General features: G+C 66.9%; 24 protein-coding genes. 8 read left to right on the forward strand and 16 right to left on the reverse strand.

Going from position 1 to position 20,175, the window contains the following annotated elements; genetic code table 11:
- Window positions 1–602: 602 nt before the first annotated feature.
- The gene (locus ACFDS3_RS14385; protein ID WP_375263045.1) at window positions 603–1,622 is read right to left on the reverse strand and encodes a ribose-phosphate pyrophosphokinase; all 1,020 of its coding nucleotides are present in this window, start codon (window positions 1,620–1,622) and stop codon (window positions 603–605) included.
- Between the two features lie 97 nt (window positions 1,623–1,719).
- Between ACFDS3_RS14385 and ACFDS3_RS14390 the strand changes: the two genes are divergently transcribed.
- Together ACFDS3_RS14390 and ACFDS3_RS14395 are read left to right on the forward strand one after the other, a co-directional pair.
- Window positions 1,720–2,322: a 2-hydroxychromene-2-carboxylate isomerase gene (locus ACFDS3_RS14390; protein WP_375263046.1), complete on the forward strand. Its 603-nt coding sequence runs from the start codon at window positions 1,720–1,722 to the stop codon at window positions 2,320–2,322.
- Window positions 2,315–3,121, forward strand: a complete 807-nt coding sequence (locus tag ACFDS3_RS14395; protein ID WP_375263047.1) for an alpha/beta fold hydrolase — start codon at window positions 2,315–2,317, stop codon at window positions 3,119–3,121. The genes ACFDS3_RS14390 and ACFDS3_RS14395 overlap by 8 nt, the downstream gene beginning before the upstream one ends.
- A gap of 3 nt (window positions 3,122–3,124) precedes the next feature.
- On the opposite strand, the gene ACFDS3_RS14400 is transcribed toward ACFDS3_RS14395, so the two are convergent.
- The 7 genes from ACFDS3_RS14400 to ACFDS3_RS14430 all read right to left on the reverse strand — a co-directional run bounded on the left by ACFDS3_RS14400 (window position 3,125) and on the right by ACFDS3_RS14430 (window position 7,809).
- Complete coding sequence (locus tag ACFDS3_RS14400) at window positions 3,125–4,162, reverse strand: threonine aldolase family protein (RefSeq protein ID WP_375263048.1); 1,038 nt, start codon at window positions 4,160–4,162, stop codon at window positions 3,125–3,127.
- A complete protein-coding gene (locus ACFDS3_RS14405) occupies window positions 4,162–4,635 on the reverse strand; it encodes a YcgN family cysteine cluster protein (protein ID WP_375263049.1) in 474 nt (157 codons plus the stop codon). The genes ACFDS3_RS14400 and ACFDS3_RS14405 overlap by 1 nt, the downstream gene beginning before the upstream one ends.
- Window positions 4,632–5,564 (reverse strand): bifunctional riboflavin kinase/FAD synthetase, encoded by a 933-nt coding sequence (locus ACFDS3_RS14410; RefSeq protein ID WP_375263050.1) that lies wholly within the window; start codon window positions 5,562–5,564, stop codon window positions 4,632–4,634. Before ACFDS3_RS14410 ends, ACFDS3_RS14405 begins: the two co-directional genes overlap by 4 nt.
- Window positions 5,565–5,602: 38 nt before the next feature.
- The gene (locus ACFDS3_RS14415) at window positions 5,603–6,061 is read right to left on the reverse strand and encodes a MaoC family dehydratase (RefSeq protein WP_375263051.1); all 459 of its coding nucleotides are present in this window, start codon (window positions 6,059–6,061) and stop codon (window positions 5,603–5,605) included.
- A 96-nt stretch (window positions 6,062–6,157) separates the two neighbouring features.
- Window positions 6,158–7,036: a TIGR01459 family HAD-type hydrolase gene (locus ACFDS3_RS14420; RefSeq protein WP_375263052.1), complete on the reverse strand. Its 879-nt coding sequence runs from the start codon at window positions 7,034–7,036 to the stop codon at window positions 6,158–6,160.
- Between the two features lie 120 nt (window positions 7,037–7,156).
- Entirely contained in the window at window positions 7,157–7,384 is a 228-nt protein-coding gene (locus ACFDS3_RS14425) for a DUF1150 family protein (protein ID WP_375263053.1), read from the reverse strand.
- Window positions 7,381–7,809, reverse strand: a complete 429-nt coding sequence (locus ACFDS3_RS14430; protein ID WP_375263054.1) for an Hsp20 family protein — start codon at window positions 7,807–7,809, stop codon at window positions 7,381–7,383. Before ACFDS3_RS14430 ends, ACFDS3_RS14425 begins: the two co-directional genes overlap by 4 nt.
- 176 nt (window positions 7,810–7,985) lie before the next feature.
- Between ACFDS3_RS14430 and ACFDS3_RS14435 the strand changes: the two genes are divergently transcribed.
- From ACFDS3_RS14435 to ACFDS3_RS14445, 3 genes are read left to right on the forward strand one after another with little or no spacing between them, the layout of a single operon-like run.
- Window positions 7,986–8,186, forward strand: a complete 201-nt coding sequence (locus tag ACFDS3_RS14435; protein ID WP_375263067.1) for a YdcH family protein — start codon at window positions 7,986–7,988, stop codon at window positions 8,184–8,186.
- 57 nt (window positions 8,187–8,243) lie between these two features.
- A complete protein-coding gene (gene purE / locus ACFDS3_RS14440; protein WP_375263055.1) occupies window positions 8,244–8,720 on the forward strand; it encodes a 5-(carboxyamino)imidazole ribonucleotide mutase in 477 nt (158 codons plus the stop codon).
- Window positions 8,713–9,777: a 5-(carboxyamino)imidazole ribonucleotide synthase gene (locus tag ACFDS3_RS14445; RefSeq protein WP_375263056.1), complete on the forward strand. Its 1,065-nt coding sequence runs from the start codon at window positions 8,713–8,715 to the stop codon at window positions 9,775–9,777. Before purE ends, ACFDS3_RS14445 begins: the two co-directional genes overlap by 8 nt.
- Here ACFDS3_RS14445 and ACFDS3_RS14450 read toward each other — a convergent pair.
- The 7 genes from ACFDS3_RS14450 to ACFDS3_RS14480 all read right to left on the reverse strand — a co-directional run bounded on the left by ACFDS3_RS14450 (window position 9,774) and on the right by ACFDS3_RS14480 (window position 15,325).
- Entirely contained in the window at window positions 9,774–10,460 is a 687-nt protein-coding gene (locus tag ACFDS3_RS14450; protein ID WP_375263057.1) for an esterase/lipase family protein, read from the reverse strand. The genes ACFDS3_RS14445 and ACFDS3_RS14450 overlap by 4 nt on opposite strands.
- 36 nt (window positions 10,461–10,496) lie before the next feature.
- Complete coding sequence (locus tag ACFDS3_RS14455) at window positions 10,497–11,333, reverse strand: DMT family transporter (RefSeq protein WP_375263058.1); 837 nt, start codon at window positions 11,331–11,333, stop codon at window positions 10,497–10,499.
- Window positions 11,330–11,779 carry a GNAT family N-acetyltransferase gene (locus tag ACFDS3_RS14460; RefSeq protein ID WP_375263059.1) on the reverse strand — a complete coding sequence of 150 codons (450 nt, stop codon included), beginning with the start codon at window positions 11,777–11,779 and terminating at the stop codon, window positions 11,330–11,332. The genes ACFDS3_RS14455 and ACFDS3_RS14460 overlap by 4 nt, the downstream gene beginning before the upstream one ends.
- Window positions 11,780–11,804: 25 nt before the next feature.
- Complete coding sequence (locus ACFDS3_RS14465; RefSeq protein WP_375263060.1) at window positions 11,805–12,386, reverse strand: hypothetical protein; 582 nt, start codon at window positions 12,384–12,386, stop codon at window positions 11,805–11,807.
- A 108-nt stretch (window positions 12,387–12,494) separates the two neighbouring features.
- Window positions 12,495–14,135 (reverse strand): chaperonin GroEL, encoded by a 1,641-nt coding sequence (groL, locus tag ACFDS3_RS14470; RefSeq protein ID WP_375263061.1) that lies wholly within the window; start codon window positions 14,133–14,135, stop codon window positions 12,495–12,497.
- Window positions 14,136–14,185: 50 nt separating this feature from the next.
- Window positions 14,186–14,473: a co-chaperone GroES gene (gene groES / locus ACFDS3_RS14475; protein WP_085853114.1), complete on the reverse strand. Its 288-nt coding sequence runs from the start codon at window positions 14,471–14,473 to the stop codon at window positions 14,186–14,188.
- A 207-nt stretch (window positions 14,474–14,680) separates the two neighbouring features.
- Entirely contained in the window at window positions 14,681–15,325 is a 645-nt protein-coding gene (locus ACFDS3_RS14480) for a DUF2161 domain-containing phosphodiesterase (protein WP_375263062.1), read from the reverse strand.
- Window positions 15,326–15,422: 97 nt separating this feature from the next.
- On the opposite strand from ACFDS3_RS14480, the gene ACFDS3_RS14485 reads away from it, so the two are divergent.
- The 3 genes from ACFDS3_RS14485 to ACFDS3_RS14495 all read left to right on the forward strand — a co-directional run bounded on the left by ACFDS3_RS14485 (window position 15,423) and on the right by ACFDS3_RS14495 (window position 19,486).
- Window positions 15,423–16,346 (forward strand): manganese-dependent inorganic pyrophosphatase, encoded by a 924-nt coding sequence (locus tag ACFDS3_RS14485; protein WP_375263063.1) that lies wholly within the window; start codon window positions 15,423–15,425, stop codon window positions 16,344–16,346.
- Window positions 16,347–16,458: 112 nt separating this feature from the next.
- Entirely contained in the window at window positions 16,459–16,962 is a 504-nt protein-coding gene (locus ACFDS3_RS14490) for an oxidoreductase (protein ID WP_375263064.1), read from the forward strand.
- Window positions 16,963–16,996: 34 nt separating this feature from the next.
- Window positions 16,997–19,486, forward strand: a complete 2,490-nt coding sequence (locus ACFDS3_RS14495; RefSeq protein WP_375263065.1) for an ATP-binding protein — start codon at window positions 16,997–16,999, stop codon at window positions 19,484–19,486.
- A gap of 3 nt (window positions 19,487–19,489) precedes the next feature.
- Here the strand turns inward: ACFDS3_RS14495 and ACFDS3_RS14500 are convergent, their stop codons facing one another.
- Window positions 19,490–20,029 carry a CHAP domain-containing protein gene (locus ACFDS3_RS14500; RefSeq protein ID WP_375263066.1) on the reverse strand — a complete coding sequence of 180 codons (540 nt, stop codon included), beginning with the start codon at window positions 20,027–20,029 and terminating at the stop codon, window positions 19,490–19,492.
- Window positions 20,030–20,175: the final 146 nt, after the last annotated feature.

Genomic DNA, 20,175 nt, shown 5'->3' on the forward strand with positions numbered 1-20,175 from the left:
GGGCCGTGAATCATGCGGGCCGCACAGCCTCAACCTGATTAATGGGTCCTGAGCCGATGCAGCTCACTATTTCTCACGTTTCTCCACACTTCGCCGCGGCTGAGGGCTGGTCCGCTCCGCGATCAAGTCTAAGGCTCCAGTCCGAGCCGCCGCGGCATTCTTGCTTGAACTGTGCGGGCAAAACCGTGGCTGGCTATGTTCCATAGTGCCACGCGAAAGGCATCCGACCGCAACAGGCAGCGGTAAGCTCTAGGCGCTGCTTGCCGGGATCATGAGCCTGCGGCGTGGGGCCGGCGGCGATCGGATGAATGTGAGGCTTGCGATGAGGGACATGATCTGCAGCGAGGCCGCTCCCTCATCCTTACGGCGCTATGCTAGAGGATCGGGCGTAGCAGACGCATTGACTCGACCAGCCATCTGCAGGCCCAGCTGATAAGCGTGCCGGTGTCGGTGTAAGTAGCACGGAATCCACTTGAGCATGCGAGTGCCATGACAGACTGGGCGGTCATGCTTTCAGCGGGCCTTGAGCCGCCGAAGGCTATGAGCGTCACTGGTTCTTTGTGGCGAATAGCCTCACTCGCCTCAACCGCCGCAGCGCCGCATCAGTCGTCGGAATAAAGGCCCTCGTAGATCGGGCCGAGGGTCTCGGGCTCGAACAGAGAGCTGACCGAGGTGCCGTTCCAGATGTTCAGGATGGCCTGCGCGAACATCGGTGCGGTCGGGACGATGCGGATCGCCTCGCAGTCTCGCACGGCGGCGGTGGGCTCGATCGAATCGGTGATGACGAGGGTCTTCATCACCGAGTTCGAGATCCGCTCGACCGCCGGGCCCGAGAGGACGCCGTGCGAAATGTAGGCATGAACCTCGGCAGCACCCTGCTGCATCAGCGTGTCGGCCGCCTTGCACAGCGTACCGGCCGTGTCGCAGATGTCGTCGACGATGATGCAGGTCTTGCCGGTGACGTCGCCGATCACCGTCATCTCGGCGACTTCGCCGGGGTTCTCGCGACGCTTGTCCACGATGGAGAGCGGGGCGTTGATCCGCTTGGCCAAATCGCGGGCGCGGCCCACGCCGCCCACGTCGGGCGAGACGACCATGACGTCCTGCATCCGGCCTCTGAAAGCGTTCTTCAGGTCCAGCGCGAAGACGGGTGAAGCATAAAGGTTGTCCACCGGGATGTCGAAGAACCCCTGAATCTGCGCGGCGTGCAGGTCCATGGTCAGCACGCGCTCGATGCCCGCCTCGGTCAGCATGTTGGCCACCAGCTTGGCTGTGATGGGCGTCCGGGCCTTCGTGCGACGGTCCTGCCGCGCGTAGCCGAAGTAGGGGATGACGGCGGTGATGCGCGCCGCCGACGATCGGCGCAGCGCGTCGGACATGATCAGCAGTTCCATCAGGTTGTCGTTCGCCGGGTTCGAGGTCGGCTGGATGATGAACATGTCCTCGCCGCGGACGTTCTCGTAGACCTCGACGAAGATCTCGGCGTCGTTGAACCGTTCCACCCGCGCATTGACCAGATCCAGGCTCTGCCCCCGGTGCATCGACATCCGCCGCGCGATGGCGCGGGCAAGGGTCGGGTTGGCGTTACCTGCGATGAGCTTGGGCTCTTGGGTGCTGGGCATGGGCGTCCTCGGATTTCCGTCGCGACTCGTACGTTGACGCCCGGTATCACAGGCATAGCTGCTGCGGGAAGATGAACGCGCGGACAGGAGCGCCGGTGTGACCCGAATCGACTACTACTTCTCGACCATCTCACCCTTCACTTACCTTGCCGGCACCCGGCTTGAAGAAATCGCCGCGCGCCACGGGGCCGAGATCAGATACAGACCGTTGGATGTCGTCCAGTTGTTCGGCCGGACGGGCGGCGTGCCGCCGAAGGACCGGCACCCGAACCGCCAAGACTATCGCCTGCAGGACATGCAGCGCGTGGCAACCATGCAGGACATGCCGATCAACCCGTCGCCGATGTACTGGCCGACCAATTCCGCGCCGTCGTCCTTCGCGATCATCGCAGCACAGAAGGCCGGCGGTGGCGACTTGGGTGCGCTGGTCCACAAGCTCTGCCGCGCCTGCTGGGTCGAGGAGCGGAACATCGCCGAGGATGACGTGATTGCCGGATGTCTCGACGCGACCGGCTTCGACCGGGCATTAGCCACGGCAGGGATGCTGGCGGGCGCCGAAGAATACGCGCGGAACCTCGACGAGGCCGTCTCTGCAGGTGTGTTCGGCGCGCCGTTCTACATCACCGATGACGACCAGCGGTTCTGGGGACAGGACCGGCTGCCGCACCTGAACTGGCACCTCGGACGCCGGAGTGCCTGAAGACTCCCGCGCGGGGATCGGGACGCACTGGATCAACGTGGGCCAAGGCCCGCGCCCGGCGCTATTCCTGCACTGCTCGCTCGCGTCGTCGCGCGCGCTCAGGCCGGTGATGGAGCGGCTGGGCACCGACCTTTCCATGACTGCGATCGACCTTCCGGGCCACGGGCAGAGCGCCGACTGGGACCAGAGCGGCGACTTCGTGGCCCGTGCGACCGACGTGGCCGAAACGTTCTGCGACGGCCCCCGTGACATCGTGGGCCACTCGCTCGGCGCAGTCGTTGCGCTGTCGCTCATGGTGCGCCGTCCCGACCTGGTGCGCAGCGCGGTGCTGGTCGAACCAGTCCTGTTTGCCGCCGCGAAGGGCAGCGATGCCTACCGGACGTATCAGCAGGACCACGCGCCCATCATTCAGGCAATCGCTTCGGGCGATGCCGAGGCGGCGACACGCGCCTTCACGGGGATCTGGGGCGCGCCCCAGCCGTGGGATGCGCTTCCGCCGCCGGTGAGGACGGCAATGACGGATCGCATCCCTCTCGTCGCGGCCACGGAACCGGCGCTGGACGACGATGCCAATGGGGTCCTCGCCCCGGAGCGACTGGAAGCGGTGACCGCACCCGTCATGTTGATCCGGGGCGGGCGAAGCCATCCGGTGATCCCCGCAATCTTCGATACGCTGTCACGACGCCTGCCGAACATGCGAATCGAGGTAGTCCAGGGGGCGGGTCACATGGCGCCGATCACGCACCCGCAAGAGGTTGCGGACCTTGTGCGGGCGCACCTCGAGCTTTGCGACGCGTGACCGTCAGCCGGCGAGGATGTCGAGGAACCGATCGGTGTCGGCCTCGGTCGCGGACCAGTCGCAGACGAGGCGCGCGCGGAGAAGCGCATCCTCCGGCCCCTCCATCGATCCGTCCGAGTAGAACTGCGCCCCGGCCTCGCGCAGGCGGCGATGCGCCGCGCGGGGGAAGGTGGCGAAGACGATGTTCGCGTCGGCGGGGTGCGCCAGCTTCGCCTCTGGAATGCGGTTGATCCCCGCGACCAGCCGCCGGGCGGCCGCATTCGCCTGACCTGCCATGTCGAGCCACAGGTCGTCCTGAAGATACGCCGCCATCTGCGCCGACAGGAAGCGATGCTTCGAGAAGAGGTGCCCGGCACGCTTGCGCCGCAGCTCGAACTCCCACGCCAGCTCGGGGTCGAAGATCACCGCGGCCTCGACACCCAAAAGGCCGTTCTTGGTGCCCCCGAAGCTCAGCGCGGTGATGCCCTGCGTCAGATCGCGCGGCGCGCAGTCAAGCGCTGCAACGGCGTTGCCGAACCGTGCGCCGTCGAGCTGAACCGGAAGGCCGAAGTCGCCCGCCACGCCGACCAGCGCGTGCAGGTGGTCGAGCGAATAGACCGTCCCGCGCTCGGTCACCGTCGTGATCGAGACTGGACCACGCTGCACGCCGTGGACGACGCCCTGATCCGTCGCCTCGATCCGGGCGCGCAGGGCGTCGGGGGACATCAGAGCGTCCGGTGCATCGATCAGGGCCAGCTTGGCGCCGTCGGTAAAGAATTCGGGCGCGCCGCACTCGTCCTCTTCGATATGCGCGACCTCGGAACAGTAGATCGCCTGCCACGGCCGGCTCATCGCCGCGAGCAGGAGGGAGTTCGTAGCCGTCCCGGTGGCAACGAGATATACTGCCGCGTCGGGCGCGCCGAACATGTCGCGCAGGCGCTCGCGCACGCCTTCCATCGCGCTTTCGGCGCCGTAGGGCATGGCGTAGCCCTCGTTCGCGGCGATAAGCGCCTCCATCACCTTGGGATGGGCCGGGCCGGAATTGTCAGAGGCGAAATGCATCAGGTGGGCTCCTCGATGATGTGGTCCTCCCAATCCTCCTCGTCCACCTCGAACTCGGGGACGGTGATGCCGCGGGCCGACACGCCGGCCTCGTGCACCGTCTCAGGATTGCCCGAGATCAGCGGGTGCCAGTGGAAAAGCTGCTTCCCCTCGTGCAGCAGGCGGTAGGCGCAGGTCTGGGGCAGCCAATAGCTCACCTCGTCCATGCGCTCGGGCGACAGCTGGACGCATTCGGGCACGAACTGCTTGCGGATGTCGTATTGCGAGCAGCGGCAGCTTTCGTCGTCGAAGAGGCGGCAGGAGACGCAGGTCAGGGCAATCTCGCCCGTATCCTCGTCTTCGAGCTTGTTGAGGCAGCATTTCCCGCATCCATCGCAGAGGGCCTCCCACTCGGCGTTCGAAAGCTGGTCGAGCGCGTAGCGCTCCCAAAAGCGCGGACGCCCTACTTGGCGGCGGATGGGGTCGCGGCTCATGCCAGGATCTCGCGCGCTTGGCGGCTGTCGGCATCCATCTGCGCGATCAGCGCGTCGAGCGTATCGAACCGCTCTTCGCCCCGCAGGAAGGACACGAGGCCGACCGACAGGTGCGTGTCGTAGAGATCGGCATCGAAGTCGAAGATGTAGGTTTCGAGGTTCGGGGTATTCTGGCCGAACATCGGGCGCACGCCCAGCGACGAGACGCCGCGATAGGTCCCGGCATGCGGTCCCGACAGGACGTCCACGGTAACGGCATAGACGCCGAGCCTGGGCAGGTGCAGCCCTTCCATCGACATGTTCGCGGTCGGATAGCCCAACAGCCGGCCGCGCTTTTCGCCGTGGATTACGGGGCCGTCGATCCGGTGCAGATGGCCCAGCATCTCGGCGGCGCGGCGGGGGTTTCCTTCGCCCAGGACCTCGCGGATGCGGGTCGAGCTGATCTGCCTGTCGCCCGTTTCCAGCAGCTCGGCTACGGTGACGTCAAAATCCATCCGCGCGCCGAATGCGCATAGTTGGTCGGTGTCCCCGGCGCGGCCCTTGCCGAAGCGAAAGTTTGCCCCGACCACTGCGTGGGACAGGCCCAGCCCGTCCGCCAGCACGTCCTGCGCGAAGGCCTCGGGGGTGAGGGACGAAAGAGCGCTGTCGAACGGCAGTTCGAACAGGCAGTCGACGCCCAGCCGGGCAAGGCGGTGGGCCTTGGTCTCGGCGTTCATCAGGCGGAAGGGTGGGGCGTCGGGCGCAAAGACCTCGCGCGGGTGCGGCTCGAACGTAACGACGCCGAGGGGGACGCCGCGGGCCTTGGCCTCCTTGCGGGCGAGATCCAGAACGGCCTGGTGGCCCCGGTGCACCCCATCGAAGTTCCCGATGGCGGCCGAAGCGTTGCGGTCGTCGGCCGTCAGATCGGCGTGGCTGCGAAGTATGCGCATGCGCGCGACGTAGCCTTGCGCCCGCGCGCCTGCAAGTGTCAGCCTGCCGCGCGCGTCGGGGCGAGAACCAGCGCCTCGCCGCGCAGCACGACCGTCTTACCCACGCGGCAGCGGGTGGCGAGGGTCACGCGGCGCTTGCGTTCGTCCACCTCCAGCACCTCGACCTCGGCGCGGACGGTGTCACCTGGGCGGACAGGCGCAAGGAAGGCCATGTTCTGGCGCAGGTAAACGGTGCCGTGGCCGGGCAGCTGTTCGCCGATCACCGCCGATATCAGCGCCGCAGTCAGCATTCCGTGGGCGATCCGGCCCTCGAACATGGTGGTCTTGGCATAGGCGTCGTTCAGGTGGACCGGGTTGCGATCCTCGGACACCTCGGCAAAGAGTTCAATGTCACGGTCGGTCACTGTCTTGTCGAGGTGCCGGGTCAGGCCGACCTTCATGTCCTCGATATAGATCGGACCCTTGCCGCCAGTTGCATCGAGCATGTCGCCCTCCATCGGAAGCTTCCTGTTGCGCAACTTGATATCACTTTAGCAATGCGTTGCGCAAGTATATTACTTCGCAGCCGCAGAAAGGTTCCCCGGTTCCTTTCGCTATCGCAACATCCCCAAGGCGTAGGTGGGCGAAAGACCTTCGTTCGTGATGAAGGCGTCGAGGCGCGTCCGATCCAGCACACCCTTGAGGTGGATGTCGGCCGCAGCAAGCCCGCCCGTGATGAAGAGCGAGTCGAGTCCTTCGCCGATCGCGCCCTTCACGTCGGTCAGGATGCCATCGCCAACCGCAAGGATGCGACTGTCCGAGATGTCGGAGCCGCCGGCCTCGGCCAGGCGGCGGCGGGCCATGTCGTAGACCGGCGGGTGCGGCTTGCCGAAAGCGTGGACGGTGCCGCCCATCTGTTCGTAGAGCTGTGCGACCGCACCGCCGCAGAACTCGCGCCGGTCGCCGCGGTCCACGACAATGTCGGGATTGGCGTTCAGCATCGGCAGCCTGCGCGTTTTCGCCTCAAGGAGGATCGGACGCAGGGTCGTCGGATCGGCCGAGGGATCGAAGGGGCCGGTGCAGACGACGCCGGTCGCCTGCGACAGGTCCGTGGTGCGCGAGATCTTCACCGGATTATCGATGATCGCGAGGGGCTCGAAGAACCCCTCGTCCCTCGGCTCGCCGATGTGGAAGACGGTCGAGCCCACGGCGCCGGTGAACAGGGCCACCCGCGCGGCGTCCCCCGAGGTGGCGATCGTGTCCCATGCGCTTTCGGGGATTCCGAACTTCGCAATCTGCTCGGCCACTTCGGCCCGGGGGCGGGGGGCATTGGTCAAAAGGACGACCATGCCGCCGCGGTCCCGGTAGGCTTCGAGAGCGGCGACTGCGTCGGGGAAGGCGACGACGCCGTCATGCAGGCATCCCCAGAGATCGCAGAACAGCGCGTCGTAGTCGTCAGAGATGTCAGAGAGGGCTTGGATAAGCTGGGTCATGGCGTTCCGCGGTTGGCATCGGGGTTTCGTCCCCTGTGTGCCATCCCGTGGCGGCCGCGCCTAGGCTCGAAACCCGAGGAAAAGGAAAAGCCCCGCGGGTCCCGCGGGGCTTGAGCCGGTTCAGTGGACCGACACGGGCGCCATGTCGTTCTGGCGCGCGACCACAAAGGCCAGCTTGCGGTCCCTGACGAGGGCGAGGCGCTCGCCCTCGCCGTTATGGACGGCGTAGAGCTCGTTCAGGCCCTGTGCCTGCTCCTGGATTTCCTCGGGCAGGTCGTTGATCGCGACCGGCCGGACGTAGACGATGTTTTCCGGCGTGCGGATGACGTTCTCGTAGGACTCGTTCATGATTGGTCCTCACCTTTCGATATGTTGATCGTGCGGACGACGCTCTCGGGCAGAGCTTTCGTCAGATCGATGTGAAGAAGGCCGTTTTCCATGTGCGCACGTGCGACCTCGACCCCGTCGGCCAGCACGAAGCTGCGCTGAAACTGCCGCGCCGCGATTCCGCGGTGGAGGAACACCCGCTCTTCTTCCGAGGCCGCGATCCGCCCGCGGATCACGAGCTGTCGGTCCTCGACCGTGATCCCGAGATCGGAGTCGCCGAATCCTGCCACGGCGAGCGTGATGCGATAGGCAGTCTCTCCAGTCTGCTCGATGTTGTAGGGCGGATAGCCGCCCCCGCTATCGGATTTCGCGGTGCGTTCCACGAGGCGCTCGAGTTCGTCGAAGCCGAGCAGGAAGGGGTGTGCCCCCAAGGCGAGTTTCGTCATCGACACGTCCTTCATGTAAAGCGACTGTGCTCTGTCCCGCGGCCCCGTTCCGGCAACCGCTTGATAAGAATATGGTGACCAAGCTTCCTTGGCACAAGATGTTCGAAACTCTTGCGGCAGGCGTCCCGGAGGTGCAAAACCGTCGCATGGATGACGCCTCGCTTGACCACCACCGCATGGAAGACGCCGAGATGCTTCGCGTGAAGCTCGAGGTGCTCAAGCGCGAGCATAGCGACCTCGACGAGGCCGTCCGTGCGCTGCAAGAGGCCGGGCGCGGCGACATGCTGACCCTCCAGCGGCTCAAGCGGCGCAAGCTGCAGCTCAAGGATCGGATCGCCGATATCGAGGATCGCCTGCTTCCCGACATCATCGCCTGAGTTGCCCCCGTCCGCGCGGCTGCTATGGTCCGCCGCGAAACGGCAGGGAGCTCCGGAATGGCGGATGTCGGCATCATCATGGGCAGCCAGTCCGACTGGTCGACGATGAAGGCTGCGGCCGACATCCTGGACGAGCTGGGCGTGGTCTACGAGACGCGCATCGTGTCGGCGCACCGGACGCCGGACCGCCTGTGGGACTACGGCAAATCGGCGGTCGAGCGTGGCCTAAAGGCGATCGTCGCCGGGGCAGGGGGCGCGGCGCACCTGCCGGGCATGATGGCGTCGAAAACCCGCGTGCCGGTGATCGGCGTGCCGGTGCAGACGAAGGCGCTGTCGGGCGTGGATTCGCTGTATTCCATCGTGCAGATGCCGCGCGGCTATCCCGTCGCGACCATGGCGATCGGAGGGGCCGCGAATGCCGGGCTGATGGCCGCGCAGATCCTCGCGCTGTCCGACCCCGCGCTTGCCGAACGGTTGGACCGCTGGCGCGCCGACCTTTCGGCCTCGATCCCCGAGGAGCCGACCGATGACTGAACCTCTTTCCCCCGGCTCGACCATCGGCATACTGGGCGGTGGACAGCTTGGCCGGATGCTTGCCGTGGCGGCCGGGCGGCTGGGGCTGCGTGTCCACGTCTACGACCCATCGGAGGCGCCGCCCGCTGCCGAGGTCGCGTGCCACCACACTGCCGCCGACTTCACCGACGAGGCCGCGCTGACCGCCTTCGCGCAAGGCGTCGATGTCGTCACCTACGAGTTCGAGAACATCCCGACCGCCGCGCTGGACATCCTCGAGGCGCACCGGCCCATCCGCCCGAATCGCGAGGCGCTGCGGGTCAGCCAGGACCGGCTGACGGAAAAGACCTGGCTGTCGGAGCTTGGTCTTGCCGTCGCACCCTTCGCCGACATTCCCGACGCCGCTGCCCTGGCCGACGCGCTGGAACGCATCGGCACGCCGGCGATTCTCAAGACCCGGCGCTTCGGCTATGACGGCAAGGGACAGGCGCGGATCTCGGCGTCCGACGAGGCCGAGGCAGCTCTCGCGTCCCTGCAAGCTGCGCCCGCGATCCTCGAAGGGTTCGTGCCCTTCACCAAGGAGATCAGCGTGATCGGCGCGCGTGGCCTGGATGGCCGGGTGGCCTGTTTCGACCCGGGCGAGAATGTCCACGAGGACGGCATCTTGCGCCGCACCGCCGTACCCGCCGGCATTCCTCATGCGATGGCCACGGATGCGGTGCTGATCGCGTCGCGCATCCTGACGGCGCTTGATTATGTCGGCGTGCTGGGGGTCGAGCTTTTCGTGACGGAAGCCGGCCTCGTCGTGAACGAGATCGCGCCGCGGGTCCATAACTCGGGGCACTGGACGCAGAACGGCTGCGTGATCGACCAGTTCGAGCAGCATATCCGCGCCGTGGCCGGCTGGCCGCTGGGCGATGGGCAGCGCCATTCCGATACCGAGATGGAGAACCTGATCGGCGACGACATGGACCGTGTGGCGCAGATCGCGGCCGAGCCAGGTGCTGCGCTGCATCTCTATGGCAAATCCGAGACGCGGCCGGGGCGCAAGATGGGGCACGTCAACCGGCTGCGCTAGCGCGTGAACTGCCCCGTCCGAAGGAACGCGATCACCTGCTCGATCACCGAGGGGCGCAGCATCATGAACGTGTGCGAGACCGGAAGGACGATGAAATCGTCCATCCCCTCGACCCGCGCGCTCTCGATCGAGACCTTGCCGTCATCGGGTCCTTCGATGATCGACGAATAGACCGGGTTGAGCGTCCGGTTCCCGGCGATGACGCCCAGCTCGAACCGGGGCAGGTCGAGCTGGTTCGGCACGCTGTCGGGCCCGGTTCCAAGCTGCAGACCCGCCGGGCCGTTGATCCATGCGAAGGGGGCAAGATCGCCGAACGCGTCCACCAGTTCGGTTCCGTGGTTCGGCGGGGCCAGCATGACCACGCGGCCCATCTTCTCGGGGCGGTGGTCCTGCAGCCAAGCGCGCACAAGGATGCCGCCGAGGCTGTGCGTGACGAAATGCACACGCGCGCCACCGCATGCCTCGACGGCCGGGGGTACGGCCCGCTCGACCAGTTCGGCGATGGGCGCATCGGTCGAGCCGTAGTTCACGTTGGCGGTGGCGAATCCGGCTTCTTGCAGCGCCTCGGCCATGACCTCCATCGACAGCGACGAGCGGGCGAGCCCGTGCAGCAGGACGACGCATTCGGCCGCGCGGGCGGGCAGAGGCAAGAGCAGGAAAAGGACGAAGAGGAGCCGGACCATGCCCCAAGTTCTAGCGCTCGCCCGGCACAACGCCATTCACGTCTGCCGGCGCGGTGCGGCGAGGCCGAAGGCGACTCCGCCCACCACCAGCGCGCAGGACAGGACCAGCCGCGCAGTGACTGCCTCGCCCAGAAGCACCGTTCCCGCCAGCACCGCAATCACCGGCACCGTCAACTGCCATAGTGCAGCCCGTGTTGCCCCAAGCGCCGGCAGGATGGCGTACCACAGGGCGTACCCGAGGCCCGAGGTCACCGCGCCCGACAGGATCGCCAGCGTCACTCCGTGACCGTTCAGCGCCCCGTCCGGCGCCAGCGCCCACGCCAGAAAACCGAGCGGCACGGCCCCCAGGAAGCTCGCCGCCGTAGTGTCGATCGGGGGTCCGCCGGCCCGCCCGCGCAGCGAATAGATGCCCCAGCCAACGCCTGCAGCGGCCATCGTCACGGCGGCGGCAATCGGCAGCCCTTGGGTGCCGGGCAGCAGCATCCAACCGAGTCCAGCGAGGGCCAGCGCTGCCCCGAGCCAGCGCTGCCACGGGATCCATTCGCCGCCCGCGATGGCGCCGCCGAACATCGTGATCTGCACCGTGCCGAACAGGATCAACGCCCCGGCGCCCGCGGGAAGCACCCGGTAGGCGAACGAGAAAGCGAGCATGTAGAGCGACAGCGCCCCGATGTTCACCGGCCGAAACGCGCTCAGCCAGCGGCGGCCGCCGGTGAGGCTTGCCACGACCGCCAGCACGACCGTGCCCGACACGAGGCGTAGCGCGGCAAAGTCGAGCGACCCGATATGCCCTCCTCCGACCGCGGCGCGATTCAGCACCGAATTCGCCGCAAAGGCCGTCATCACCACGAGGGTCAGCAGAAAGATCCTCATGAAAAGGCTGCGGGGTATTCCAACGCGGTAACCGCGCCCCGCCCGGCGACAAGCGTGTGCGAGACGGGGAAGGGTGAGGTCAGCCCTTTGGGCGCAGGCAGAAAGCCGTGGCGGCTGTAGAACGCGGGATCGCCCAGAACGACGACCGCCTCGGCTCCTTCGAACCACGCTGCCGCCTCGGCCAGTCGGCCGCCGATGCCGCGGCGCTGGTGGTTGGGGTGGACCGAGAGGGGGGCGAGGCAGGCCCAGCGCCCGGGGTGGACCATGCGCGACAGCGTAGTTTGCCCGACTATGCGACCGCCCTCGACAGCGACGAGGTCGCAGAGGACAGCTCCGTCCGCGTGAAGGCGGTCGATCAACTCGGCCTCGCGAGCACGATCGAACGCGGCTTCGACCACCGTGTGCATGGCGGGGTGCTCGCCATCCCTGATCTCGCGAATCTCCATCGTTCGATGTTGTCTAGCGCGAGGCTCAGCCGGCGGCCTCGGGCGCGACCAGGACGATCGGGCCGAGGTCCGTGTTGCGCAGCCGGTCGCGATGCTTCAGCCGGCCGTCCGCGATGTAGAGCCGCGCCACGTCGTAGCTTTGCACCTCGCCGCCGATGTTCAGCTCGAGCGACTCGCCCTCGGCCGCGGGGACCAGCGTGGCGCGGGGGTCATTGGCGGCGACGTCGGCCAACACCTGCCGGACGTGCTCGGGGTCGGTGATGCGCTGCACCTGAAAATAGCATGCACCCTCGAACAGCGCGCCGCCGGCAGCAGCGACCGAGCCTACGGTCAGCGTGACGGGTGCCATCAGGATCGCGCCGATGCCGCCGATCTGGGCCGTCGCGCCGGCGACGGTGCCCGCGGCGGTGCTGGCTGCCGATGCGGTGGTGCCCGGATGCAGGAGAGCATAGTGCCCCGCCTGACGTGCGGCGCCGGTGGCCGTTTCTCCGGTCAGGCTGTCGGCCGCCATGACCGCCAGTTGCGAGGGTTTGTAGTCGCACGGTCCCGCCTGGGCTGCGCCAGACGCGGCGGCGAAAGCGGTTGCAAGGGCGAATGGTCGAATCATGGTAACTGGTCCGAAGGGGAAGTGCCCAAAACTAGAACCGGGACCGGCCAAAGAAAAGGGGCGGCCCGTTGGACCGCCCCTCGCAAGACTTCAGATGGCCGTAAGGCTTTACATCATGCCGCCCATGCCACCCATGTCGGGCATGCCACCGCCGCCCTGGCCTTCTTTCTGCGGCTTGTCGGCGATCATCGCCTCGGTCGTGATCAGAAGACCGGCAATCGACGCGGCGTCCTGAAGCGCGGTGCGGACGACCTTCGCGGGGTCGATCACGCCGAACTTGAACATGTCGCCATACTCTTCGGTCTGCGCGTTGAAGCCGAAGGCCTTGTCTTCGCTCTCGCGGATCTTGCCCGCGACGACCGAGCCGTCGACGCCCGAGTTCTGGGCGATCTGGCGCAGCGGGGCTTCGAGAGCCTTGCGCACGATCGAGATGCCGACGTTCTGGTCGTTGTTGGCACCCTGCAGCCCGTCGAGGACCTTGGCAGCCTGGATCAGGGCAACACCGCCGCCGACCACGACACCTTCCTGCACCGCGGCGCGGGTGGCGTTCAGGGCGTCATCGACGCGATCCTTGCGCTCTTTCACCTCGACCTCGGTCATGCCGCCGACGCGGATGACGGCAACGCCGCCGGCCAGTTTGGCAACACGTTCCTGCAGCTTTTCACGGTCGTAGTCCGAGGTGGTGTCCTCGATCTGCGTGCGGATCTGGCTGACGCGAGCTTCGATCTCGGCCTTGTCGCCGGCACCGTCGACGATGGTGGTCTCGTCCTTGGTGATCGACACTTTCTTGGCCGAGCCGAGCATGTCCATCGTGACATTCTCGAGCTTCATGCCGAGGTCTTCCGAAATCACCTGACCGCCGGTCAGGATCGCGATGTCCTGCAGCATGGCCTTGCGGCGGTCGCCGAAGCCCGGAGCCTTGACGGCGGCGATCTTCAGGCCGCCACGCAGCTTGTTGACCACGAGGGTGGCGAGCGCTTCGCCTTCCACGTCCTCGGCAATGATCAGAAGCGGCTTCTGCGACTGGATCACCTGCTCGAGCAGCGGAACCATCGGCTGCAGCGACGAGAGCTTCTTCTCGTGCAGCAGGATGATGCAGTCGTCGAGATCCGCGACCATCTTGTCGGCGTTGGTCACGAAGTAGGGGCTGAGGAAGCCGCGGTCGAACTGCATGCCTTCGACGACGTCGGTCTCGGTCTCGAGGCCCTTGTTCTCTTCGACGGTGATGACACCCTCGTTGCCGACTTTTTCCATCGCGTCGGCGATCTGGCGGCCGATCTCGGCTTCGCCGTTGGCCGAGATGGTGCCGACCTGGGCAACTTCGTCGTAGCCCGACACGTCGCGGGCGGCGGCGCGGATCTGCTCGACGACCTTGGCGGTGGCCAGGTCGATGCCGCGCTTGAGGTCCATCGGGTTCAGGCCGGCGGCAACGGACTTGACGCCTTCCTTGATGATGGCCTGGGCCAGCACGGTGGCGGTGGTGGTGCCGTCGCCGGCTTCGTCATTGGTGCGGGAAGCAACTTCCTTCACCATCTGCGCGCCCATGTTCTCGAACTTGTCCTCGAGCTCGATCTCCTTGGCGACCGACACACCGTCCTTGGTGATGCGGGGCGCGCCGAAGCTTTTCTCGATGACGACGTTACGACCCTTGGGGCCCAGGGTCACCTTGACCGCGTCGGCCAGGATGTTGACGCCCTTGAGCATCTTGTCGCGGGCATTCGTGTCGAACTTGACGTCCTTGGCAGCCATGTTGGTTGCTCCTTGTCTGTCGTTTCAGTTGGAAAGGAAAGCGGACGGGCTCAGGCAGTGACGCCGAGGATGTCCGATTCCTTCATGATCAGAAGCTCTTCGCCGTCGATGGTGATCTCGGTGCCGGACCACTTGCCGAAGAGGATGCGATCGCCTTGCTTGACGTCCATCGCGATCCGCTCGCCGTCCTCGTCACGGGCACCGGCGCCAACGGCGACCACTTCGCCCTCCTGGGGCTTTTCCTTGGCGCTGTCGGGGATGATCAGGCCGCCCTTGGTCTTCTCGTCGGACTCGACGCGGCGGACCAGGACACGGTCGTGAAGGGGGGTGAAGGCCATCTCTGAACGCTCCTTGGTTCAAAATTGTCTGGTGTTGGCACTCTGTGAGGCTGAGTGCTAACGAGCCGGAGATATGCGGGTCGCACGAGGCTGTCAACGGGGGGCAACGCGCCGCTCGGAAACAAATTGGGGCGTCGGATTGGCGTAGGAATCTTTTGAGAGTCCTGTAGGAGCTTCGTGCGATTCCGGTCGGACTGAAAGCGCCTGTTATCCCTCGTTTTCGGCCATCTCCCGCCCCGAAGCGCTGAGGCCGTAGAGCCCGCGAGAGACGCGGGTGAACCAGCCGTGGTGGTTGTCGGCCATGATCCGGCGCGCCTGCGGGATGCCGGTTTCGCGGGCGAGGTCGGCACCGGTCCGTGGGCCGTCGCCCAAGGCCGCGACGAGGCGCAGCGCGTCCTGCCGGTAGGCCGTCATCAGCCCCCGCCGCGTACCGCCACCCTCGTTCGGGTCGCCGTCGAGGCGGGCGAACTCGCGCAGCAGCCGGGCGGTTCGCTTGGGGAAGCTGCGGGGGCGGTAGGGGGCAGGATCGCAGAGAACCTCGACCCGGCCATCCGAGAGCCGCACGACGATCAGCCCGAGGCCGAGCCTGCGGCAGAGCGTTACGTTGCGCCGGTCGTCGCGCCGCACGCCCTTGGGCACGGCGAGGTAGACGTGGTCGCTCAGCGCCTGCCGGGCTACGCCCTGGTGGACGAGCGACAGGGTGAAGGACAGCTTCAGCTCGACCACCACGGGTGGCTCGCAGTCGCGCACGGCCATGACGTCGAGCGTCCCGACCTCGCCCTTGACCTCGTAGCCCTGTTCTTCGAGCAGCCGTTTCACCGGCGCGTAGAGGTCGCTTTCCCGTAGCGTCATGCGCCCCTTCGTGCCCCGTTCACGGCCGGGTGACAAGCGCGAGCCGTAAGCCTATACACCGCCGCGAAGAAAGGCCCGCCCATCAGGAGTTCGCCCCATGACCACCCTCGTCCTCGGCCACAAGTCCCCCGACACCGACGCCACCGGATCTCCGATCATCTGGTCCTGGTACCTCAATGAGGTGAAAGGCCGGACGGCCGAGCCCGCACTTCAGGGCGAGCCCAACACCGAGGCCAACTGGATGCTCGATCGCTGGGAAGTGCAGAAGCCGCAGATCATCGACGGTCTGGATGCCGGACAGGAGGTCGTGATCGTCGACACCAACAACCCCGCCGAGCTGCCCGAGAGCATCAAGGACGCGTCTATCTGCCAGATCATCGACCACCATCGGCTGGTCGGCGGCCTGACCACCAAGGGCCCGATCGAGATCAACATCCAGCCGCTGGCCTGCACCGCGACGATCATGTTCGACATGATGGGTGACGACGCCGGCCGCATGCCCGACACGATCAAGGGCGTGATGCTGTCGTGCATCCTGTCCGACACGCTGGAGTTCCGCTCGCCCACCACCACCGACCACGACCGCGACTTGGCCGAGCGGCTCGCGTCCGAGCTGGGTATCCAGATCCCCGGCTACGCGGCCGAGATGTTCGCTGCCAAGTCCGACGTCTCGAAGTTCTCGGATGACGAGCTGCTGCGGATGGATTCCAAGGAGCACGAGATCGAGGGCAGGAAGTTCCGCGTCTCGGTGCTCGAGACGACGTCGCCCGATACCGTGCTGAAGCGCAAGGACGGGCTGAAGGAAGCGACCGGCCGCGTCGCGTCGGAGGACGGCGTGGACCACGTGCTGTTCTTCATCGTCGACATCCTCGAGCAGCAGGCGACGATGATCCTGCAGAACGACGAAGTGCGCCAGATCGCCGAGAAGAGCTTCTCGACCGTCTGCGGCGACGGCGACACCGTGGTCCTGCCGGGCATTGTCAGCCGCAAGAAGCAGATCATCCCGAACATCGCGGTCTGACCCCTGCCGGGCACGTCGATTGCGGCGTGCCCGTTGCCGATGTCATCGGGCATGACTTCGCAGGCGTGACGGTGCAGGCTGCATCCGCATGAACTGCCGAGGAATCGCCTGAATGCTCCGACTGCTTGCCCCTTCGTTCATCGTCTTTGCCTGGTCCGCTGCGGCAAGCGTCAACCTGCTGCCCGCCGCGCCGGACGTCCCGATCCTGACGATCAGCGGCGAAATCGGCTGCACGAATGACGAAGACGTGGCGTCGTTCGATCTGGACGCTCTCGAAGCGCTCGGGACCGACACGGTCCGCACGACCACGATCTGGACGGACGGCGCGCAGGAGTTCGAGGGCGTGCCGCTCCACGCGCTGCTACAGGCGGTCTGTGCAACGGGCGACACCGTCCAGGCCTGGGCGCTGAACGACTACCACATCGACTTTCCGCTGGACCCGAAGACGCTGGAGGGCGCGCTGGTCGCCTATCGCCGCAACGGCGCGGAGATGCCGCTGCGCGACAAGGGGCCGCTCTGGATCGTGTTCCCGTGGGACGCGGACGAGGCCTACCAGACCGAAGAGTTCTACAATCGCAGCATCTGGCAGCTGGATCGGATCGAGGTGATCGACTAGGCGTCGCTTCGATGCGCCGGAGACGAGGTCGAGGATGCCGTTGCGACGACTGGGGCCGTTCGGCCGGCCCGCCCACAGGCTGCCGTTCCTGGGCGCGACCCTCATCCTTCTGAGCGTCGCGTGCCTGCTGCTGGGCACGTCGATCGCGCGGCAGATCCAGGAGCATGGCGTCGCGCCGTCCGAGTCCAACCTGTTCGGCGTGGCGCAGATCGAGGTCGAGTACGTCAAGTTCGACCGCGCGCTGCGGGCGGCGGCGTCGGGGCAGGGCGACCTCGACGATCTGCGCCTGTGGTTCGACATCTTCTATTCGCGCGTCATGCCGCCGGAGACGGCGAAGATGTTCGCGCACTACCTCGGGACGCCCGAATTCATGGAGCCGTTCGAGGAGGTGCGCGGCTTTGCCCGGACCGCGCTGCCGATGATCGACGCGCCGGATGCAGAGCTTCGCACGGCGCTGCCGACGCTTCTGGCCCTGTCCGCGGCGGTGGAGCCGTCGGTGCGCGACAGCGTGCTGGCCGGCGCGTCGACCGCCTTCGCGCGCAGCGGCGCCCTGTGGGAAGGCGTGCGCGAGTCGCTCAACATGTCGGCGCAGATGCTGGGGGCGGGGGTCGCGGGCCTCGTCGTGCTGGCGGCGACGCTGCTCGTGCTGTTCCGCATCACCGAGAACCGCGCGCGCGAGATCGAGAGCCAGTCGAGCCGGATGCGCACGATCGTGGAAACTTCGCTGGACGCGATCTTCGTGCTCGATGCGCGGGGGCGGATCCGGATGGTCAACGAGGTCGCGCAGGCGCTGTTCGGCCTGAATGCCGAGCAGGTGGTGGGCAGGGACATGTTGTCGCTCTTGTTCGAAGAGGGCGAGGCGCGGGACCGCCTGGCCTTCCTGACCGAGGGGCGGCGGCCGGGGCCGGACGAGCGGTGGCTCGAGGCAACGGCGCGGGCCGATGGGCGGACGATCCCGATCGAGGTCTCGGTCGATGCGACGAATACGCCCAACGGGTATGCGCAGGTGGCCTTTCTGCGCGACATCTCGCAACGCCGCGCGACCGAGGCGGCGCTGCGCGAGGCGCGCGACCGTGCGCTGACGGGAGAGCGCGCCAAGGCCGACTTCCTTGCCGTGATGAGCCACGAGATGCGCACCCCCCTGAACGGCGTCCTCGGCACGCTTGAACTGCTGCGCGATACGCCGCTGGACGACCGGCAGCAGGAGCTGGTGAACACGATGGGCCGCTCGGGCCAGATGATCCTGGGGCTGGTCGAGGACCTGCTCGACCTCGCGAAGTTCGATGCCGGAAAGGTTGATGTCGAGCCGCGCAGCTTTGACCTGTCCGTGCTGATGGAGTGCGTGATCGAGACCGTGAGCCCGATGGCTGATTCGGCGGGGCTGGCGCTGACGTGGACGCGCGGACCGAAGGTGACGGATCGGCTGATCGGGGACCCGCGGATGCTGCGGCACGTCCTGCTGAACCTAGTCGGCAACGCCATCAAGTTCACCCCCGAGGGGCGGGTGGAGATCGCGGCCGATCTGGAGGACGAGGGGGAGGCGCTGGTGATCCGGGTGTCGGATACGGGCATCGGGATCGCGCCCGAGGACCGCGAGCGGATCTTCGGCGATTTCGAGACGGCCGATCCCTCTTATGCGCGGCGGAACCGGGGAACGGGCCTGGGGCTGGGCATCGCCAAGCGCATCGTGGGCCGGCTGGGCGGGACGATCGGCGTGGAAAGCGAGCAGGGGGTCGGCAGCACCTTTTGGCTGCGCGTGCCGGTGGGGAAGGCGGTCTCTCAGCCGGACGCGGCGCCGGGGTCGCTGCGAATCCTGCTGGTCGAGGATAACGACATCAACCGCCTCATCGCGCGCGACTTCCTGCGGGCTGAAGGGCACGAGGTGGTCGAGGCGCGCGACGGGATGGAGGGCGTCGCCCGCGCCGAGACGGAGGCCTTTGACGCGATCCTGATGGATATCTCGATGCCGGTGATGGATGGGCCCACATCGGCGCGGCGCATCAGGTCGGGTGGCGGCCCGTCGGCGGGTGCGCCTATCGTCGGGGTAACCGCCCACGCGCTGCCTGAAGAGGTCGAGGCGTTCCGCGCGGCCGGACTGGATGCCTGCGTCACCAAGCCGCTCGACCGGGCGCGGCTCGCCGAAACGGTGCTCCGCGTGACCCGGACCGCCGGTGCGGCGGCCCCTGAGCCGCTGTGCCGGGCCGAGATGGTCGGCTCCATGCTTGCGACGCTGGGGGCGGATCGCACGGCCGGCCTGGTCGCGGCCCTGTCGCGTCAGATGGAGCGCGACCTGCCGACCCTCGCGGACCCCGCGCAGCCGATCGAACAGCGCGGGCGGCTGGCCCATGATCTTGCGGGGGCCGCGGCGAGCTTTGGGCTGATGCAGCTTTACAAGGCGCTGTGCGGGGTGGAGCGGTCATTCAAGACCGACGGGGCTGTGCCGGATGAACGCCTGTCGCAGCTGCCCGGCATCTGGGCCGGCAGCCGGGATGCTCTGGGGCAGCAGGTCGCGTGCGCCGCCTAGGATCTAGCCGCGCGGGCGCAGGATGAAGCCGTCGACCGGATAGGTGCCGCCATAGACGCCAGGTTGGCTTTCGACACGAACCTTCGACCAGTCGCCGGCTTCGGATACGTCGATCACGCCCATGTCGAGCGAGACCTTGTTGCGGTGCCAGTTCGCGTGATGGATCGTGATTTCGCGGTCCGAGATGCGGCGGGACACGACCGCGAGGTGACCGCGGCTGAGCTTGGACGAGGAGCTGAACGCCATGATGGCGCCGGTAGCGGGGGTCTGGCTTTTGACGTAGGGCGCCTTGGCCTGCGTCCACCAGGTGCCGGCGTCGCCCTTGATCTCGATGCCGGTGGCGTTGCGGGCGAAGGGGACGCACCAGACGCGCTGTCCCTGGGCGTCCATCTTCGTCGCGACCCGGATCGCCCGTGACAGCATGCCGGTGTCGAGGCCAGCGCGGCGGGTAACGTCGCCCCCTTCGGGCGCGCGTGCGCCACAGGCGGTCAACGAGGCGAGGAGGACGCCGCACAGGGCTGCCCGCGTCAGGATGCGTTTCACGCCGTTCTGTCCCTTCGTGGCACCCCGTGTTCGGGCCGGGGCTTCACGAGGAAATTGCCAGATCGTGATCTGCGCGCAAGTCGCGGCATCCTGGAGCCGGCGTAAAACCGCCTAGTCCCGGACATCTGGCCGCCATCATGCAGACA

The sequence above is a fragment of the Palleronia sp. genome (assembly GCF_042089775.1).
Classification (GTDB): Bacteria; Pseudomonadota; Alphaproteobacteria; order Rhodobacterales; family Rhodobacteraceae; genus Palleronia.

Excerpts from the sequence above, each read along its gene's own strand:
- ACFDS3_RS14435 (WP_375263067.1), top strand. The coding sequence starts at position 7,986 with ATGGAAGACGCCGAGATGCTTCGCGTGAAGCTCGAGGTGCTCAAGCGC.
- ACFDS3_RS14400 (WP_375263048.1), bottom strand. The coding sequence starts at position 4,162 with ATGCATTTCGCCTCTGACAATTCCGGCCCGGCCCATCCCAAGGTGATG.
- ACFDS3_RS14490 (WP_375263064.1), top strand. The coding sequence starts at position 16,459 with ATGCTCCGACTGCTTGCCCCTTCGTTCATCGTCTTTGCCTGGTCCGCT.
- groL (WP_375263061.1), bottom strand. The coding sequence starts at position 14,135 with ATGGCTGCCAAGGACGTCAAGTTCGACACGAATGCCCGCGACAAGATG.
- ACFDS3_RS14420 (WP_375263052.1), bottom strand. The coding sequence starts at position 7,036 with ATGACCCAGCTTATCCAAGCCCTCTCTGACATCTCTGACGACTACGAC.
- ACFDS3_RS14450 (WP_375263057.1), bottom strand. The coding sequence starts at position 10,460 with ATGGTCCGGCTCCTCTTCGTCCTTTTCCTGCTCTTGCCTCTGCCCGCC.
- purE (WP_375263055.1), top strand. The coding sequence starts at position 8,244 with ATGGCGGATGTCGGCATCATCATGGGCAGCCAGTCCGACTGGTCGACG.
- ACFDS3_RS14495 (WP_375263065.1), top strand. The coding sequence starts at position 16,997 with ATGCCGTTGCGACGACTGGGGCCGTTCGGCCGGCCCGCCCACAGGCTG.
- ACFDS3_RS14425 (WP_375263053.1), bottom strand. The coding sequence starts at position 7,384 with ATGAACGAGTCCTACGAGAACGTCATCCGCACGCCGGAAAACATCGTC.
- groES (WP_085853114.1), bottom strand. The coding sequence starts at position 14,473 with ATGGCCTTCACCCCCCTTCACGACCGTGTCCTGGTCCGCCGCGTCGAG.
- ACFDS3_RS14460 (WP_375263059.1), bottom strand. The coding sequence starts at position 11,779 with ATGGAGATTCGCGAGATCAGGGATGGCGAGCACCCCGCCATGCACACG.
- ACFDS3_RS14410 (WP_375263050.1), bottom strand. The coding sequence starts at position 5,564 with ATGCGCATACTTCGCAGCCACGCCGATCTGACGGCCGACGACCGCAAC.
- ACFDS3_RS14385 (WP_375263045.1), bottom strand. The coding sequence starts at position 1,622 with ATGCCCAGCACCCAAGAGCCCAAGCTCATCGCAGGTAACGCCAACCCG.
- ACFDS3_RS14480 (WP_375263062.1), bottom strand. The coding sequence starts at position 15,325 with ATGACGCTACGGGAAAGCGACCTCTACGCGCCGGTGAAACGGCTGCTC.
- ACFDS3_RS14465 (WP_375263060.1), bottom strand. The coding sequence starts at position 12,386 with ATGATTCGACCATTCGCCCTTGCAACCGCTTTCGCCGCCGCGTCTGGC.
- ACFDS3_RS14430 (WP_375263054.1), bottom strand. The coding sequence starts at position 7,809 with ATGACGAAACTCGCCTTGGGGGCACACCCCTTCCTGCTCGGCTTCGAC.
- ACFDS3_RS14445 (WP_375263056.1), top strand. The coding sequence starts at position 8,713 with ATGACTGAACCTCTTTCCCCCGGCTCGACCATCGGCATACTGGGCGGT.
- ACFDS3_RS14405 (WP_375263049.1), bottom strand. The coding sequence starts at position 4,635 with ATGAGCCGCGACCCCATCCGCCGCCAAGTAGGGCGTCCGCGCTTTTGG.
- ACFDS3_RS14485 (WP_375263063.1), top strand. The coding sequence starts at position 15,423 with ATGACCACCCTCGTCCTCGGCCACAAGTCCCCCGACACCGACGCCACC.
- ACFDS3_RS14415 (WP_375263051.1), bottom strand. The coding sequence starts at position 6,061 with ATGGAGGGCGACATGCTCGATGCAACTGGCGGCAAGGGTCCGATCTAT.
- ACFDS3_RS14455 (WP_375263058.1), bottom strand. The coding sequence starts at position 11,333 with ATGAGGATCTTTCTGCTGACCCTCGTGGTGATGACGGCCTTTGCGGCG.